Source organism: Paenibacillus radicis (ex Xue et al. 2023), from assembly GCF_024722015.1.
Classification (GTDB): Bacteria; Bacillota; Bacilli; order Paenibacillales; family NBRC-103111; genus Paenibacillus_S.
Genome location: NZ_JANQBD010000009.1, coordinates 146,071 through 161,327 on the forward strand (window position 1 = coordinate 146,071; position 15,257 = coordinate 161,327).

The 15,257-nt window shown below is 42.8% G+C and carries 15 protein-coding genes and 1 pseudogene; all 16 read left to right on the forward strand.

What is annotated here, in order from left to right:
* Positions 1-219: 219 nt before the first annotated feature.
* On the forward strand, positions 220-2,841 hold the full coding sequence (locus NV381_RS14185) for a stalk domain-containing protein (RefSeq protein WP_258213943.1): 2,622 nt from the start codon (positions 220-222) through the stop codon (positions 2,839-2,841).
* Between the two features lie 127 nt (positions 2,842-2,968).
* On the forward strand, positions 2,969-4,123 hold the full coding sequence (locus NV381_RS14190; protein WP_258213944.1) for a sensor histidine kinase: 1,155 nt from the start codon (positions 2,969-2,971) through the stop codon (positions 4,121-4,123).
* A 2-nt stretch (positions 4,124-4,125) separates the two neighbouring features.
* Positions 4,126-4,851: a response regulator gene (locus NV381_RS14195; protein WP_258213945.1), complete on the forward strand. Its 726-nt coding sequence runs from the start codon at positions 4,126-4,128 to the stop codon at positions 4,849-4,851.
* 108 nt (positions 4,852-4,959) lie between these two features.
* A complete protein-coding gene (locus tag NV381_RS14200; protein WP_258213946.1) occupies positions 4,960-5,358 on the forward strand; it encodes a hypothetical protein in 399 nt (132 codons plus the stop codon).
* 23 nt (positions 5,359-5,381) lie between these two features.
* On the forward strand, positions 5,382-7,316 hold the full coding sequence (locus tag NV381_RS14205) for a DEAD/DEAH box helicase (RefSeq protein ID WP_258213947.1): 1,935 nt from the start codon (positions 5,382-5,384) through the stop codon (positions 7,314-7,316).
* A gap of 290 nt (positions 7,317-7,606) precedes the next feature.
* Positions 7,607-8,104, forward strand: a complete 498-nt coding sequence (locus NV381_RS14210; RefSeq protein ID WP_258213948.1) for a ComF family protein — start codon at positions 7,607-7,609, stop codon at positions 8,102-8,104.
* A gap of 109 nt (positions 8,105-8,213) precedes the next feature.
* Positions 8,214-8,567: a hypothetical protein gene (locus NV381_RS14215; RefSeq protein WP_258213949.1), complete on the forward strand. Its 354-nt coding sequence runs from the start codon at positions 8,214-8,216 to the stop codon at positions 8,565-8,567.
* Between the two features lie 74 nt (positions 8,568-8,641).
* Entirely contained in the window at positions 8,642-9,064 is a 423-nt protein-coding gene (locus NV381_RS14220) for a flagellar protein (protein WP_258213950.1), read from the forward strand.
* A 106-nt stretch (positions 9,065-9,170) separates the two neighbouring features.
* Positions 9,171-9,443: a flagellar biosynthesis anti-sigma factor FlgM gene (gene flgM / locus NV381_RS14225; protein WP_258213951.1), complete on the forward strand. Its 273-nt coding sequence runs from the start codon at positions 9,171-9,173 to the stop codon at positions 9,441-9,443.
* A gap of 30 nt (positions 9,444-9,473) precedes the next feature.
* Positions 9,474-9,974, forward strand: coding sequence for a flagellar protein FlgN (locus NV381_RS14230; RefSeq protein ID WP_258213952.1), 501 nt, complete (start codon positions 9,474-9,476; stop codon positions 9,972-9,974).
* A gap of 39 nt (positions 9,975-10,013) precedes the next feature.
* Positions 10,014-11,597 carry a flagellar hook-associated protein FlgK gene (gene flgK, locus NV381_RS14235; protein WP_258213953.1) on the forward strand — a complete coding sequence of 528 codons (1,584 nt, stop codon included), beginning with the start codon at positions 10,014-10,016 and terminating at the stop codon, positions 11,595-11,597.
* A 36-nt stretch (positions 11,598-11,633) separates the two neighbouring features.
* Entirely contained in the window at positions 11,634-12,527 is an 894-nt protein-coding gene (flgL, locus tag NV381_RS14240) for a flagellar hook-associated protein FlgL (RefSeq protein ID WP_258213954.1), read from the forward strand.
* A 21-nt stretch (positions 12,528-12,548) separates the two neighbouring features.
* Positions 12,549-13,118: a DUF6470 family protein gene (locus tag NV381_RS14245; RefSeq protein WP_258213955.1), complete on the forward strand. Its 570-nt coding sequence runs from the start codon at positions 12,549-12,551 to the stop codon at positions 13,116-13,118.
* Between the two features lie 46 nt (positions 13,119-13,164).
* Positions 13,165-13,620, forward strand: coding sequence for a flagellar assembly protein FliW (fliW, locus tag NV381_RS14250; RefSeq protein WP_258213956.1), 456 nt, complete (start codon positions 13,165-13,167; stop codon positions 13,618-13,620).
* Entirely contained in the window at positions 13,620-13,847 is a 228-nt protein-coding gene (gene csrA, locus NV381_RS14255) for a carbon storage regulator CsrA (RefSeq protein ID WP_258213957.1), read from the forward strand. Before fliW ends, csrA begins: the two co-directional genes overlap by 1 nt.
* 295 nt (positions 13,848-14,142) lie before the next feature.
* Positions 14,143-14,472, forward strand: a pseudogene (locus NV381_RS38455) (flagellin); the annotation flags it as partial.
* Positions 14,473-15,257: the final 785 nt, after the last annotated feature.

Genomic DNA, 15,257 nt, shown 5'->3' on the forward strand with positions numbered 1-15,257 from the left:
CCCGGTTCAATTGAATCGGGTTTGTTTTTTGTTGTAAACGTAAAAATTGCTTTGTTCCAATCCAAACGAGCTACTGTTTGAACTTAAGGCATGCCGTTCATTTTGCTCTAATTTTGTCGATTTTGCTACTCTATTAATTTTCGCCATATTATCGTAACTTTTTCAATAGTAATAGAGTCTATAATAGAGGAGAGTGGGATAAGAAGGGAGAAATACAACGTGAGTAAACATAAAGTATGGGTTTCAGTATCATCTTTAGTATTGTCTGCTTTGATCGGTTTATCACCGATATTGTCGACGGCTAATGTTTATGCTGAAACAGCAGAGCCATCAGTTACGATGGTAAGTCAAGATATTTTAACATCAGGCGCAATTTTGAAAAAATATGTTTGGAAGTCGATACGCAATAAAAAAGAAATTATGACTAATGCGAATGTGGTGGAAGTGGATCTTACAAATCCTAATGTTAAACTGGATGTAATGTCGGGCACTGATAATCAGTTCACAAAGAAACAAAGTGTATTGGGCATGGCTACAGAAACTAAAGCGGTGGCAGGGGTTAACGGAGATTTTTACAACACCCAGGCTGAAGGTGTGCCTATGGGGCCAGAGATCGCTAACGGACAGCTTATGGCAACACCACCTTATTTACCAGGCTTTTATTCATTTGCTATATCCCAAAATAATGTTCCTATAGTCGATTTATTTACTTTTGCAGGTTCGGTAACGGCTAAGGATGGTGCCAAATTCACGCTGGGCGGAATTAATAAAACCTACTATTGGTTTGAACCCGGTGGCGAGCACAGTCATGTTGATGCCATGTTTATGTACACCAATGCTTGGGGCCAGGTTGATCGCTCTAACGATGGTGTGACCGTTCCAACCGAAGTGTTGGTCCAGAAGGGAATTATTACGAAAATTGCCGAAAATACAATTATCGATATGATTGCACCGAAAGATGGATATATACTGCGTACTTCAGGATTAGCAGCGGATTTTGTCAAACAACATTTAAAGATTGGCGACCCGCTTGTAGCCGATTATCAAATCCTTCCTCAGGATTCCAGCAAAACGTATGATGCGAAAAATTTTAAAATGATGATAGGCGGCCATACGATTATGGTGGATGAGGGACAGCCTACGGAGTTTTCCAGAGAAGTGGGTAGTTTATGCTGCAACCGTTCTAGAACGGCTCTCGGATACTCTAAGGATCAAAAGACAGCCTATGTCATTACCGTGGATAATAGTGGAGACAGTAAGGGTTTAAGCATGACGGAGTTACAGCAATTTATGATAAAAGTTGGTGTATGGAAAGGTTTAAATCTGGATGGCGGCGGTTCGACACAGATGGTAGCACGTCCTCTCGGGGAATTTAGTCCTGTGTTGATCAACAAAACGGAAACGGGCATTCAACGTAAGGTGGTTAACGGGGTAGGAGTGTTCTCTACAGCACCGCAAGGTGAGGTTAAAGGACTTTTTATCCAGGCTCCAAATGTATTGTTCGTTAATGAGCAGGCTCCCTTACAATTTAAAGCCTATGATGAATACTACAACCCTGTGGTGACAGATAAAGTAGCAGCCAATTGGACAGTGGATAGTCAATCAGGTTCTTTTAAAGATAATATATTCACTCCTATCAAGCCAGGTATCGCCAAAGTTACTGCAGCATCGGGAAAAGGAAGTCAATCAGCTGATGTGGAAGTAGCGGGAAGAGACCAAATTACCGGACTGAAAATAAATGCTGCAAATATTGCTCTAACTGAAGGGGAAAACTACAGACTACCCGTAATAGCAACAACGAAGTCTGGTAAAACAAGAGAAATTCCGGCAGGTCTTATCCAATGGGAAGTTATTGGTATGAAGGCTGAAATAAAGGATGGTATCCTGACGGTTAACAGCTTGCAAGGAACTACTCAAGCCCAACTCATTGCACGTTATGATGGTTACAGCACGATGCTGACGATTGCTGTCGGAAAAGACAAGGTATGGTATGATTTAGACAACTTTGCTGTAATGACAATGTCGAGAGGACTGCCTGAAGGTGTTGCAGCATCCGTATATATCAAACAAAATGAGGTCAAAAATAAATATTTGGAATTGAACTATGATTTTACAAAAGGTACGGGTACCAAGTGGGCTTACGCAGATTTGGATTCAAGCATTCAAATAGATGGTGAGCCGCAGCTTATTAAGCTTAAGGTTAATGGAGACGAGAGTTTAAATACACTAAAAACAGAAATTAAGGATAACAGCGGTAAAGTGTATTATGTTGAAATCGTTCCGAGCATTAATTGGAAGGGCTGGAAGCTGGTATCCGCAGATTTATCCGAGTACAATCTTAAATACCCTATATCGGTGAAAAGTGTATATGTGGTGAATGAGGAAATAGGGCAGGATGAGCGCGCGGCAAAGGGTAAAATCGAGATTGACGACATTACCTTTAGTTACAAGGGTCAGGTAACGGCTCCTGCTAAAAGCTCAGTCAATTTGACGGTTAATAAGACTGCCGTGTCTGTAAACGGGAAGAATATGACATTAGAACAGGCTCCGGTCATTGAAAAAGGGAATACTTTGATCCCGATTCGCTTTGTAACGGATGCATTGGGTGGGACCGTTCGTTGGGATGATAAGGAACGCAAGGTCACAGTTATTCGCGGTGATAAAATGGTAGACCTGTACATCGACAATCCGGATGTAATAGTTAACGGTCAACGGATAACGGCAGAGGTTGCACCTAAAATAATGAAAGATCTTACCGTGGTGCCTCTTCGCATTCTTTCCGAGAATTTGGGCTGGAAAGTGACCTGGGATGGGAAGACCCAGCAAATTACTCTGCAATAATTAGTCCTAATCTCCTCTTACAAACGTGGCGAAATATGTTACTATATTGCATAAGAGCCTATTCCAGTAGGAATAAAGACTGGGTAGGCTTTCTTGGTTGAATCGTTCGAGAAGGAGCCTGACCTGAATGCAAGTGGATGCTTTAGACCGCATTATCAAAAATGCGATTGACGTCATGGAGAGTAGCAAATATCAGATTTTCGAAATCTGTGAAAGTGTTCGGTCAGAACGCAATGCTCTGAATAATGAATTACAGCAAGTTATTGACGCAACAACGCAAACCATTGAGCAAGTTGACCGGGTTGAAATGGAATACCGCAGGGCACGTGTGCGTCTAACGGAAGTAAGTCGCGATTTCAAGCGATTTACTGAGGAAGACATTCGAACGGCCTATGAATTGGCTACTCATTTGCAAACTCAGCTTGCTATGCTTAGGGAGAAAGAAGTTCACTTGAAAGCAAGGCGGGATGATTTACAGAAGCGGATCAAAAATGTGGACAAGCAGTTGGAAAGAGCGGAATCCGTCGTATCCCAAGTAAACGTAGTGCTTGAGTATTTGTCTGGAGACCTGAATCAAGTTACTCGATTGCTGGAATCCGCCAAAAATCGACAGCTTTTGGGCTTGAAAATTATTCTGGCGCAGGAAGAAGAACGCAAACGGATTGCCCGGGAAATACACGATGGTTTGGCACAAACAATGGCCAATGTAGTTTTGCGTACGGAAATTGCTGAGAGGATGCTGTCCAAGCAAGCCTTTTCTTCGGTTAAGGAGGAGCTTATTGATTTAAAGGGGCAGGTAAGAAGCGGCATTGAAGAGGTTCGGAAAATTATTTTTAATCTGAGGCCAATGGCTCTTGATGATCTGGGTCTAATTCCCGCTTTACGTAAGTTTGTCCAAGACTATGAAGAAAAATCGAAGATACGGACGAGGTTCGAATTAGTAGGCAAAGACACCAGGCTTCCTTCCGGAATGGAAGTGGCTATATACAGGCTGGTGCAAGAAGCATTCTCTAATGTTTTAAAGCATGCTCATGCGTCACATATTACTTTAGAAGTAACTTTTCAACAGCAAATGGTTAAAATAGTCGTAACGGATAACGGGATCGGCTTTGCTGTAGAAAATATTGATAAAAAGATTGAAAAAGGCAGTCATTATGGATTAATGGGAATGCGAGAACGTGTGGAACTGCTGGAAGGAAGAATGGAAATCCAGTCAGTTAAGGATACAGGTACTAAAGTATCACTCCTCATTCCAATAAAATCAGAGTCAAAGGAGGATTAATTATGGACATAATAGGAACCTCGAAGCGTAATATTAAGCTAGTTCTTGCTGATGATCATCAATTGTTTCGTGAAGGGGTTAAACGTATCCTCAATATGGAGAATGACCTGGAAGTAGTAGGGGAATGCGGGGACGGCATCCAAGTCATAGAGCTCTGTAATACATTGAATCCTGACATCGTATTAATGGATATTAATATGCCTGTAGAAAATGGTGTTGTTGCAACTGAGAAGCTTAAAGAAATATTTCCCGATATAAAAGTTATTATTTTGTCGATTCACGATGATGAGAGCTATGTATTTGAGACACTTCGTAAAGGTGCTTCCGGTTATTTATTGAAAGATATGGAGGCAGAGTCACTTATCAATGCAATTCGGTCTGTTGTAGCAGGTCACGCGTACATACATCCTAAAGTAACTGGTAAGCTAATCAACCAGCTGCGCCGTATGACTTATTTAGATGAAGTGGGTGTTGCTGGGGCAGGTGCGGCTCCGAAAGAAGCTGGAGTTAAGTATATCCATACGGATACGAGTCCACTGACCAGACGGGAAGCGGAAGTGCTCCGTTTGATGGCTGAAGGAAAGAGTAATAAAATGATTGGTGAATTTTTGTTTATTAGTGAGAAAACGGTCAAAAATCACGTGAGCAGTATTCTTCAAAAAATGGAAGTGGATGACCGTACACAAGCTGTTATTGTTGCTATTAAAAATGGGTGGGTAACGTTGTAATAAACATACCTAGCTAACTCGCGCGAGTCGTCAAAGATCTATTTTACATCAAGAGAGGAACCGACCAACCTGTAGCCGCATATAATGGGTTTAAGGGAGGGAGCCGCGATGGTGTTAGGATTGTTGTGGATCTTTGGCAGCTATGCTGCGAGTATCGCCTTAGTACATTGGTTTTACCGGCGTCACCGGAATGAGGCTAGAGAGGCGACGCATTTCTTATTGATTACCTGTAACAGTCAGATGCAGGTTGAATGGTATATCCGGTCCTTATTTTTTTTCTCGCGGCTGAAGGGCAGGGAAATTCAAGTTACTTTATTCGATGAAGGCTCGACAGATGATACGCTGGCAATAGTTGAGAGAATGCGCAGAGAATATCAAGTGGATATTAGCGGTTTTGAAACAGCCGGTTCTTTAGAGGAATGGATTGAACAGCATGAGGATAAGCAAGTTATTGTTGTGCGGCTTGGACAGCAAGAAGGATTAGTAACCGCTTACAAAATGTTTTGAAAATGGATTATAGGTGGTGAGCGATGAAGGTTGTGTTGTATTCAGTCAGGCAGGATCGCACAAGCTCGTGGCATATCTCTTTGGATATAAGGGCGGATTTGATGCATTGGTTCGGTCAGCATAAAGATTCGTTAAGGATCTGGCTGGTGGAACCTTCCATTTCGTATGGACAAGCTGTTAGTTTGTGTGAAAAACTGAGCTCATTAGAAAGTGGAAGGAAGCTAATACGTTCTGAATCGTTACTCCGTGCCATTGCGCAGCAAGCGGCGGTAATGGGAATCCCTCTGACTAATGGGAATGGAAGTGGATGTGAGTCGCGTATAGTGGAGTGTGATTTTGAACAGTGGGAAGCTTATCGAACCAGCCAGACTGAAGGTCGGCTGCACCTCGAGGAGGACCAGCTATCAGTGCTTGTAGAGGCCATGCAGGGTCGAAGTTTGCTTATGGACGAGGTAACCCAGTTGATGGAGCATTACGGCCTTACAGGAGCAGTAGCTGAACCGATGGCTTATGTGCAGACCGCATACCTACGGGGGTTCCTTCAACTCAATCAGGGAGTTCAAGCTCAAAAACAACAGCACAAGCTCAAGCTGCCATTCTTTCATAAAGAACCGGAGTATCAGTGCCATCGATGTGGCGGCGTGGACAAGCAGTTGGCTTTCACAGATTGTATCTTTTGCGGAACGGCATGTCCTTATTGTGAGCAGTGCTTGACGATGGGGAGATCGCGTTATTGTGCCATAATGGTCAGCGCTTCTTTGCAGGATGTAATGTTTAATAAGTCGAAAGCTGGTAATCAAGGAGAAACGAAGCTAGAGCAGTCATTATTATTAGATACCTATATACAACCCTGGGGTCTCAGTGAGATTCAAGCTGAAGCATCCTTGGAGGCATTGATGTTTTTGAAAGTAAATGATTTACAAACAGCAAAAGCCAATGCAGCAGCTCTTGAGCCACGGAAATTTCTGATCTGGGCGGTGACCGGAGCTGGTAAAACCGAAATGATCTTTCCATTGATTCAATACACCGTTGCCCAAGGCGGCAAGGTTGTGGTTGCTACGCCAAGGCGAGATGTGGTACTGGAGCTGAAACCGCGATTGGAGAAAGCATTTGCGCCAACTCCGGTCGTTACCTTGTATGGAGGAAGCGAGCAGCGATGGGATTCTGGAATGATTACTATTGCAACGACACACCAGCTTATGCGGTTTCGGAATGCTTTTGACCTCGTAATTATTGATGAACTGGATGCTTTCCCTTATCATAACAATCCAATGCTGGAATACGCCGCACGGAATGTATGTAAGACAAATGGCGCTACCATATTATTATCAGCAACACCCCCTAAACATCTTCAGAAGGCGGCTAAGTGTCGTCATTTACCCCATGTAAAAGTAGCAGCAAGGTTCCATCGCCATCCGCTGCCGGTGCCTCTCCTCATGAGCAGCCCTTCACTAGCGCAGCAGCTCAAACAGTCATCCCTATCTATCAAGCTAAAGCATAGAATGATAGCCTCTTTACAAAGAGGTGCACAGGTTTTTGTATTTGTGCCCAAGATCCATCTGGTTGAACCTTTAACGCAGCTTTTAAGTCGGCTATTCCCCGAAATTGTAATACAAGGGACCTCGTCAAAGGATGACAATCGTACGCAAAAAGTAGGAGATTTCCGCAGCAGACAAGTACGAATGCTAGTTACAACAACGATTCTGGAACGTGGAGTTACCATTCCTAAATCGGATGTGTTTATTTTGGATGCAGATGCACCCATTTTCGATTCGGCTGCTTTGGTTCAAATGGCTGGAAGGGCGGGACGTTCGGCGGATGACCCCGCAGGCAGTGTGTTTTTTGCAGCAAAGGAAAGGACGCGCGCACAAGTCGAGGCTGTTCGACAGATTAAAGGGATGAATGCGTTGGCTAGAAAGAAAGGATATTTACGTACAAAGGAAGTGACGAAATCGTAAAAAACTTATCAACCAATCGCCAGCGTTTCTCTATACGCCAGTGGTTTCAACGAACGATATCCAAAGCAGAGCTTATGCTCGCCCCCAGTCGCTTGATCTGCATAGCTTGCAACGGTGCTTATACAAATCCGTGGGAGCTCCCCTTATGCCGTAATTGTGGAGATAAGATCCCTTGGATCCTGCAAGCAAGCTGCGAAACCTGTGGTCGCCCGGAAAAGTGTACCGATTGCGTACGGCGTAAGGACCCTTACTTCGAGCGGAATCGCAGTGCGGTTAGCTACAATCCTCAAATGAAAGAATGGTTAGGCCTATACAAATACCGTGGTCATGAAGGAATACGTCAATTGATCGGCTCGATGCTGATTCATGCTTACAACCTGCATAAACAAGAGTATCCACTCGACACTACTGACTGTTCAGAATATATAACCTACGTCCCGCTAAGTGATAAAAGGCTGTCGGAACGAGGCTTCAATCAATCTCAACAGCTTGCTGAGGAGTTGGGACGTAAGACGGGCCTTCCAGTCATTCAGCTGCTCCAAAGAATGCGTCATACGGATAAGCAGAGCTTTAAGACCAGAGGGGACCGACTGGAGGATTTGCAGGGTGTTTTTGCAGTAGCTCCTTCCGCCAAGGACAAGCATCAAGCTCTGTTTACAAGCTCCAAGGTTACTCTATATGTGGTTGATGATGTCTACACGACAGGCAGCACTTTAAATGAATGTGCTAAAGCGATTAAGAAAGAGTTCCATTCTGTCGATATATGTGGAATAAGCTGGGCGAGATAAACCGCTAGGTTATTTTCATTGTACCTAAACCAGTAAGATACTATAATGAGAGAAACGATAATAGGGGTACGGAAATGACAGATAGTTTGTATAAGAGGGGGGATAGTTAATGAGTGATCAAAAGCTGGATCTAATAATGGACATGCTTGTCGGATTGAAGACAGATGTGGATGGTTTGAGAACGGATTTGCAGGTTGTGAAAACCGATGTGAAGGGGCTGAAAACAGATTTACAAGCTGTGAAAACAGACTTACAAGCAGTAAAAACAGATTTACAGGTTGTAAAAAGGGAGCAGCAGCAGCAAGGAGATATTCTTCATCAGCTTGTCAAAATGGTAGGAGAAAACAATAAGAATCATGTCAAAATAATCGATGAACTGAGTACACACGAGCACAATATTGAAATCTTGAATAAAAATCAATTGAAGCTTGAAACAGAAATTAGCAAATTGAAAAACCGGTAACACGTTATCGATATTCAGCATTTTTTCTTAGACAATCATTTATCTATTTTTTCATTATGTAAGGGGGAAGCATTATGAGTTTAAACGTGGATAATTGTAACCGCTGTGGTAAAGTCTATATAAAAAATACTTATGGGATTTGTGGAAATTGTATTAAGAGTATAGATTTGCAGTATGAGAAATGTTTAAAGTATTTGCGCGAATATCGTTCTTGCTCTATTAATGAATTAAGTGAAGCGACTGAGGTTTCGGTTAGTCAGATCACCAAGTTTATTCGCGAAGGCCGGATTTCCATTAAAGGAAATGCGAATATGAGTTATGACTGTGAAGTATGTGGCACACAAATTCGTGAACATACGATGTGTGAGCCTTGCAGGTCTAGATTGGCCAAGGAAACGAATCAAATGCGCGAGGACGAGACTCGTAAAAAGATCCAGGAAGTTCAGAGCAACAAAGCTACGTATAACATAAGGGATCGTCTGAACGATCGTCTTTAATTAAGGGTTCACCAAATTTAATATAAACTTTTCCTATAACTTCACCGATAAAAGTAATAACGCTTTTACGGTGGAGTTATTTTTAGTTGAAAACGAGGTGTTTAATATGAAGATAAATGGAACGAACAGGGTCGGTGCGGTGAACCAATATCAGAAGAATCACGATGCCATGTCTACTTCAGCAGCTGGGAAAACCGGTAAGAAGAAGGACCAGGTCCAGATCTCAAGTGAAGCCAAGGAACTTTTAGGCTCGAACAACTCAGCAGCGGCAGAACATTCGAAAGAACAGATAGATTCGCTAAAATCATCGGTTGCAGCAGGCACCTATAAGGTTGATTCCAGGTCGCTGGCAGAAAAGCTGTTTCCTTTTATAAAGTAACACTCAATCTGGATAATTAGGTGGATGAGCATGGCATTTCAAGCTTTGATTCAAACGATGACGGAACTAAATGAGATACACGACACTTTGTTCGAATTAGCTGAGCTGAAGAAGCAGGTGCTCATCCGCAATGATGTGGAGCAATTGACGCAGATTGTATCCAAAGAAAACAAGCTAGTGAAACACATTGGCGAGTTGGATCGGCAGCGGGTTGAAGTGATCGGACAATTTTTAATTGAGAAGGGCTACAAGCCCAATCCCAAAGTAACGGTAAGTGATTTGACTAAAATTATTTTCAATATTGACGATAAGAAAACCCTTTTGGGGCTGCAAAAGCAGCTTCTTGCAACAATTCGTAAGCTAAGAGAGCTGAATCAATTGAATCAACAGCTTATTGAGCATTCTTTATCGTTTATTGATTATTCATTGGATCTTTATGTCGGACCTCCAGAAGATGACATTATCTACAGTAAGCCCAGGCAGAATACTAATGGAAACAAAAGACTGGGTATATTCGACACAAGAGCATAGACGATGTAAATAAACAGGTTAGGGGAGGAGACTTTATATATGCGTTCGACATTCAGTGGCATAGAAATATCGAAGCGTGCCTTATTTACACAACAGGAGGCACTGGCTACAACTGGTCATAACGTGGCTAATGCCAACACTCGCGGCTATTCCAGACAGGTAGTGAATATGGTTGCAGCGAAGCCGACAGAAGCTCTAGGACTACAGAGAAGCACGGTTCCAGGTCAGATGGGACAGAGCGTTGAGTTCACTTCGATCACGAGGGTTCGTGAGAGCTTCTTGGACTCACAGTTCTATAATGAGAATAAAGCCTCAGGTGAATGGAATATACGTCAGGATACGCTTGATAAGCTTCAGGCTATCATTAATGAGCCGTCCGACACAGGTGTAAGACAAGTCGTTCAGAATTTCTGGAATGCGTGGCAAGAGCTTAGTAAAGCTCCGGACAATCTTACGGCACGCGCAGTTGTCAAAGAAAGTGCACTTGCTATGGCTGATGCATTTAATCACACGTCCAAACAATTAAGCGATCTTACCAGTGACTTAACAGACAATATCAATGTAAAAACCACTTATATCAATTCTACTACACAACAGATTGCGGCTTTAAACAACGAAATTTATCGGGTTGAAGGCTTTGGGAATAACGCTAATGATCTTCGCGATCAACGGAATGTTCTTTTGGACGATCTATCGAAAACCATTAATGTTACAGTTCAAGAAGATGCTAATGGATATAGAGTTTCAATGGGAGGCCAAGTACTAGTAGATGGCTTTAATGTTGCGTCGACAGTAACCCCTGAATCGCTTGAGGGCAGCTTTGGTGGAGATCTCGCTAGCGGAGAAATTTACGGCATGATCTACTCCCGTGATAAATTGGTTGCGTCTTACCGCAATGAGATTGATACCATGGTTAAAACGATGGTTGAGGGCGATATTAAGATTACACTGCCTGTAGGCTCGGTTTTGCCAGAAGGAACTGTTGTTGGAAACAAAACCTTCACAGGATCAGTGGCGAATAGAACCTTGCAAGATACCGATACCAAAGAAATTACGGTTAAAGGCTTTAATGGACTGCATAAGTTGGGCTATGTTCTTAACAATGATCAATTTGCATTAGGCACTGACTTCTTTGTAAGCGATGGAGCCACTCTTTCTGCCGCAACACTTAAGGTGAATCCAACCATTCAGAACGATGTTTCCAAAATTGCAGCTTCTCTTAGAACCTATGTGGACCCTGTTGATAACGTGGAGAAGGTTGTTCGCGGTAACAATGATATGTCATTGCTCATCGCTGGATTGAGAGATAAGCCTTTTAACTTTGACCCAACTGGTTCAGGCGCTGTGGTGTTGAAAGATGGAACGATTGATGAGTTCTTCCGTGCTGTAGTTGGACAGTTAGGTGTTCAAAGTCAAGAAGCGCAGAGACAGGCTACGAACCAGCAGGTGTTGGTTGAACAGGTGGAAGCCAGAAGGCAGTCGGTTAGCGGTGTTTCGATGGATGAAGAAATGGCGAATATGATCAAGTTCCAGCATGCATACAATGCAGCGGCAAGAGCAATGACCTCATATGATGAGATATTGGATAAAGTCATTAATAGCATGGGCATAGTTGGAAGATAGTAGGCACATAATTCCTTGAAGATATGAGGTGTACACATGCAAAGAATTACTCAAGGGATGCTCGGTACCCAATTCTTGCGCAATTTGAATAATAACTTGAAGGGCATGGACAATCTGCAGAACCAGATGTCAACCGGTCGTAGATTGAACAAGCCATCGGATGATCCGGTCGGCATCAGCTTTTCAATGCGTTACCGAAGTGAGATCTCCGCTAATGAGCAGTACCAAACCAACACGAACTCTGCTACTTCCTGGATGTCTTTTACAGATACGGTAATGGGTCAGGCAGGGGACGTTATTCAGAAGCTTCGCGAGATGGCAGTTAAAGCTTCCAATGGTACGAATCCTCAGGCTGCGTTAGATACAATGAAAGCAGAAGCTGCCCAATTGTACGAGCAAATGGTCGATATTGGCAACAGTCAATTCAATGGCAAATATGTTTTTAATGGTGAACAAACCAATATTAGGCCTTACACATTGGAGAATGCAGTAACAGAAGAAGCTGATACAGGACTCATTGATTTTGAGATTGGTGTTGGTGTTAAAATGTCAGTTAATGTACCTGGAAATCGGGTGTTTGGTGAGCAGACGGATACTGATAACATCTTTAAAATCACTCAAGATTTTATTAAGGCTCTAGGCGATGGCGATTTCCAAGCAATTAATAAGGGAATTGGAGATTTTGATTCACGGATGAACAAGTTTTTGGATGTACGTGCGGATATCGGAGCTAAAATGAATCGTATCGAGCTTATGGACGAGAGGCTGAAAGACATCAATGTGAATGTGACGAGTCTACAGTCCAAGACGGAAGATGCGGATATGGCCGCTGTTATTACGAATTTGAAGGTTGCGGAGAATGTTTATCAAGCTTCGCTGTCAACTGGGGCCAAAATCATACAGCCTACTTTGGTTGATTTCTTGAGATAATGATGACAAAGGAGGCCTGACATGTCACCTGTTCCTCAAATTCAATATCGACAAGAGCATGCAAGCTTCCGCATAGACGCTGATTTAGGGCAATACCAGATCAAGCAGCCTCGTCCGACACAGGAAATTAGGCAAGTAGCTGCTCAAATGGATATTAAGCAGCCCAAGGGAGATCTGGATATAGATCAGAGTAAAGCATGGGATGCCCTAGGTAAGGCTAATAATCTGGAAGTAATGCAGCGGATTTATTCTCAAGCCAAAGATATCGCATTGCAAGGCATTGGCCGAAGAGTGGAAGAAGGTAACCGGATGGCGCAGATCAAGAATCCGGGGAATGCTTTTGCTGAAATTGCGCAAAATATACGAGTTAGCTTTCCTGAGATGAAATTTGAGGGAGAAGCCTCTTATGATAATGTGGATATCCACTACACCGCGGGGAAACCGGATATTCAGGTTCAAGAAGGCGGAGCTGAGATTACGGCACAAGTAAATCCACCGGAGATAAACTACGAACGGGGTAAATTTGACTTCCAAATGTTAAGTTACGCCAAGATAGAGTTTACTCCGCCGCAACTTGATACTAGACTATAGATCAGAGGATCTATAGTTTTTTAATTTTTAGGAGGGATCATTGAAGATGTTAATAAGTACTGTTCGTTTTGGGGAGATTGAGATTCAGGAGTCGGAAATTATCGCATTTCCTGATGGGATTCCAGGTTTTGAACAACTCAATCAATTTATCATTATAAAGCCTAACCAGGAGCTGCCCTTTTCATTTCTACAATCGGTGGAAGAGGGGGCAGTAGCTTTTATCATCTCAAATCCCTTCGTATTCTATCCGGAGTATGAGTTTGAGATTTCTGAGGAAACGAAGCATGAGCTGTCTATCGAGGCCGAGCAAGATGTGCTTGTGTGGAACATTATATCCATACGAGATGATTTGGAGAATGCCACCATTAATCTGCTTGCACCTGTAATAGTTAATATTAAGGAACAGGTAGGCAAACAAATTGTACTTCAGGGGACTGATTATACAGTTAAGCATAAGCTAATCCTAACTCAACAGGTTGCCGCGGAAGGGGGAGATATGTAATGCTCGTTCTTGCTAGAAAAAAAGGTGAATCTATCATCATTGGAGATCAGATCGAATTAGTTGTGCTGGGTGTAGAGGGCGACGTTGTTAAGCTTGGTATTCAGGCGCCTAAGAAGGTGCAGGTTTATCGTAAAGAAATATATGATGCGATCAAGGAGAATAACAGGGAGGCGTCTTCGCAGTCGCTGGATATGGAGAGTTTGAATAAGCTGTATAAGAAGGAATGAGATAATTGGGGGGGGATTTTTAGTCGAATTTTGCGGACGGAAAGAAACAAAAAACTATTTAATACTCAACGGAGCCGCGGAAATGTGGCTTTTTTGTCTTTTCTAATAAAATTAGATAAAAATTTGAAAAATGCTATTAATTTTTATTGTCGAATATTCGATATAGTCTATAGGCACTATTTCTGCTCAGGAACGGCCGACCTGATCGGATAGTATGTCAGACAACCCCACATGGATGTGGGTAAACCTTTCAAGGAGTGAAAAAACAATGAGAATTAATCACAACTTAGCAGCAATGAACACTCACCGTCAGTTGACTAACAACACTGCAGGTACTAACAAATCCTTAGAGAAATTATCCTCCGGTTACCGTATTAACCGTGCAGGCGATGACGCTGCCGGCTTGGCAATTTCCGAAAAAATGCGCGGCCAAATCCGTGGTTTGGATCAAGCATCCCGTAATGCTCAAGATGCTATCTCCCTAGTTCAAACAGCTGAGGGTGCAATGAGCACTACTCATAACATTTTGCAACGTATGCGTGAACTTTCCGTACAATCTGCGAATGATACTTCCACTGACTCCGATCGTGCTCAACTTCAAAAAGAAGTTGAACAGTTGAAATCCGAAGTAGACCGTATTGCTTACACTACTGAGTTCAATACTAAGAAATTGTTGAACGGCAGCTTAACAGCGACTAAAGCATTGCAAGGAACGGTTGCTAATTCAGCTAAAGTTGATGTCCAGGATCTTGCTGCAAGCGCAGGAACGGCAGTTGGCGGTGCTTCCATTACTGAGCGCGGTGCAGTTCAAACCGTTACAGGTAAAGGATACTCCGAAACAGCGTTTAACGAGTTGAGTGAGACAACTGTTATTAAAGCAGGTATCAATGATAGGTTCACATTCTCGGTTAATGGTGTTACCCACTCTTCAGGTACAATTGCAGCAGGCAGCTATAGTCAGGATCAATTTGCAAAGGCTGTGGAAGCTGCAGCGAACGCTGTTCTTACAGCTTCGGGGGTTGCCACCGAAAGACATAGTCTGAAAGTAGACGTGGTTGATAACAAATTGAGATTTTCAACTTCAGAAGCAGGTAGAGACACAACACTAGCAATTACTGTGGCTTCAGGTGCTGGTAGTGCATTAGCTACTTTTGGTACCGCAGGAAATCAAGATTCTATAAAGAGTTCTGCAGCTGTAGGGAATGTTACCTTTGCTAGCGCGGCTTCAGGTGCGTTTGATGTGGTACTAGGAAATGTAACCCAAACGATTCAACTCACTACTGGTAAAGCTTATAATGCTGATACACTTGTTACAGATATTCAAGCACAATTGGATGCGAAATTTGGCACGGGAGTAGCATCTGTTACTAACAATGGTGGCAAGATAGAGCTTAAGAGTAATTTGCGTGT

Coding starts and splice junctions, on each gene's coding strand:
- NV381_RS14190 (WP_258213944.1), top strand. CDS start 2,969: ATGCAAGTGGATGCTTTAGACCGCATTATCAAAAATGCGATTGACGTC.
- NV381_RS14195 (WP_258213945.1), top strand. CDS start 4,126: ATGGACATAATAGGAACCTCGAAGCGTAATATTAAGCTAGTTCTTGCT.
- NV381_RS14200 (WP_258213946.1), top strand. CDS start 4,960: ATGGTGTTAGGATTGTTGTGGATCTTTGGCAGCTATGCTGCGAGTATC.
- NV381_RS14205 (WP_258213947.1), top strand. CDS start 5,382: ATGAAGGTTGTGTTGTATTCAGTCAGGCAGGATCGCACAAGCTCGTGG.
- NV381_RS14210 (WP_258213948.1), top strand. CDS start 7,607: ATGAAAGAATGGTTAGGCCTATACAAATACCGTGGTCATGAAGGAATA.
- NV381_RS14215 (WP_258213949.1), top strand. CDS start 8,214: ATGAGTGATCAAAAGCTGGATCTAATAATGGACATGCTTGTCGGATTG.
- NV381_RS14220 (WP_258213950.1), top strand. CDS start 8,642: ATGAGTTTAAACGTGGATAATTGTAACCGCTGTGGTAAAGTCTATATA.
- flgM (WP_258213951.1), top strand. CDS start 9,171: ATGAAGATAAATGGAACGAACAGGGTCGGTGCGGTGAACCAATATCAG.
- NV381_RS14230 (WP_258213952.1), top strand. CDS start 9,474: ATGGCATTTCAAGCTTTGATTCAAACGATGACGGAACTAAATGAGATA.
- flgK (WP_258213953.1), top strand. CDS start 10,014: ATGCGTTCGACATTCAGTGGCATAGAAATATCGAAGCGTGCCTTATTT.
- flgL (WP_258213954.1), top strand. CDS start 11,634: ATGCAAAGAATTACTCAAGGGATGCTCGGTACCCAATTCTTGCGCAAT.
- NV381_RS14245 (WP_258213955.1), top strand. CDS start 12,549: ATGTCACCTGTTCCTCAAATTCAATATCGACAAGAGCATGCAAGCTTC.
- fliW (WP_258213956.1), top strand. CDS start 13,165: ATGTTAATAAGTACTGTTCGTTTTGGGGAGATTGAGATTCAGGAGTCG.
- csrA (WP_258213957.1), top strand. CDS start 13,620: ATGCTCGTTCTTGCTAGAAAAAAAGGTGAATCTATCATCATTGGAGAT.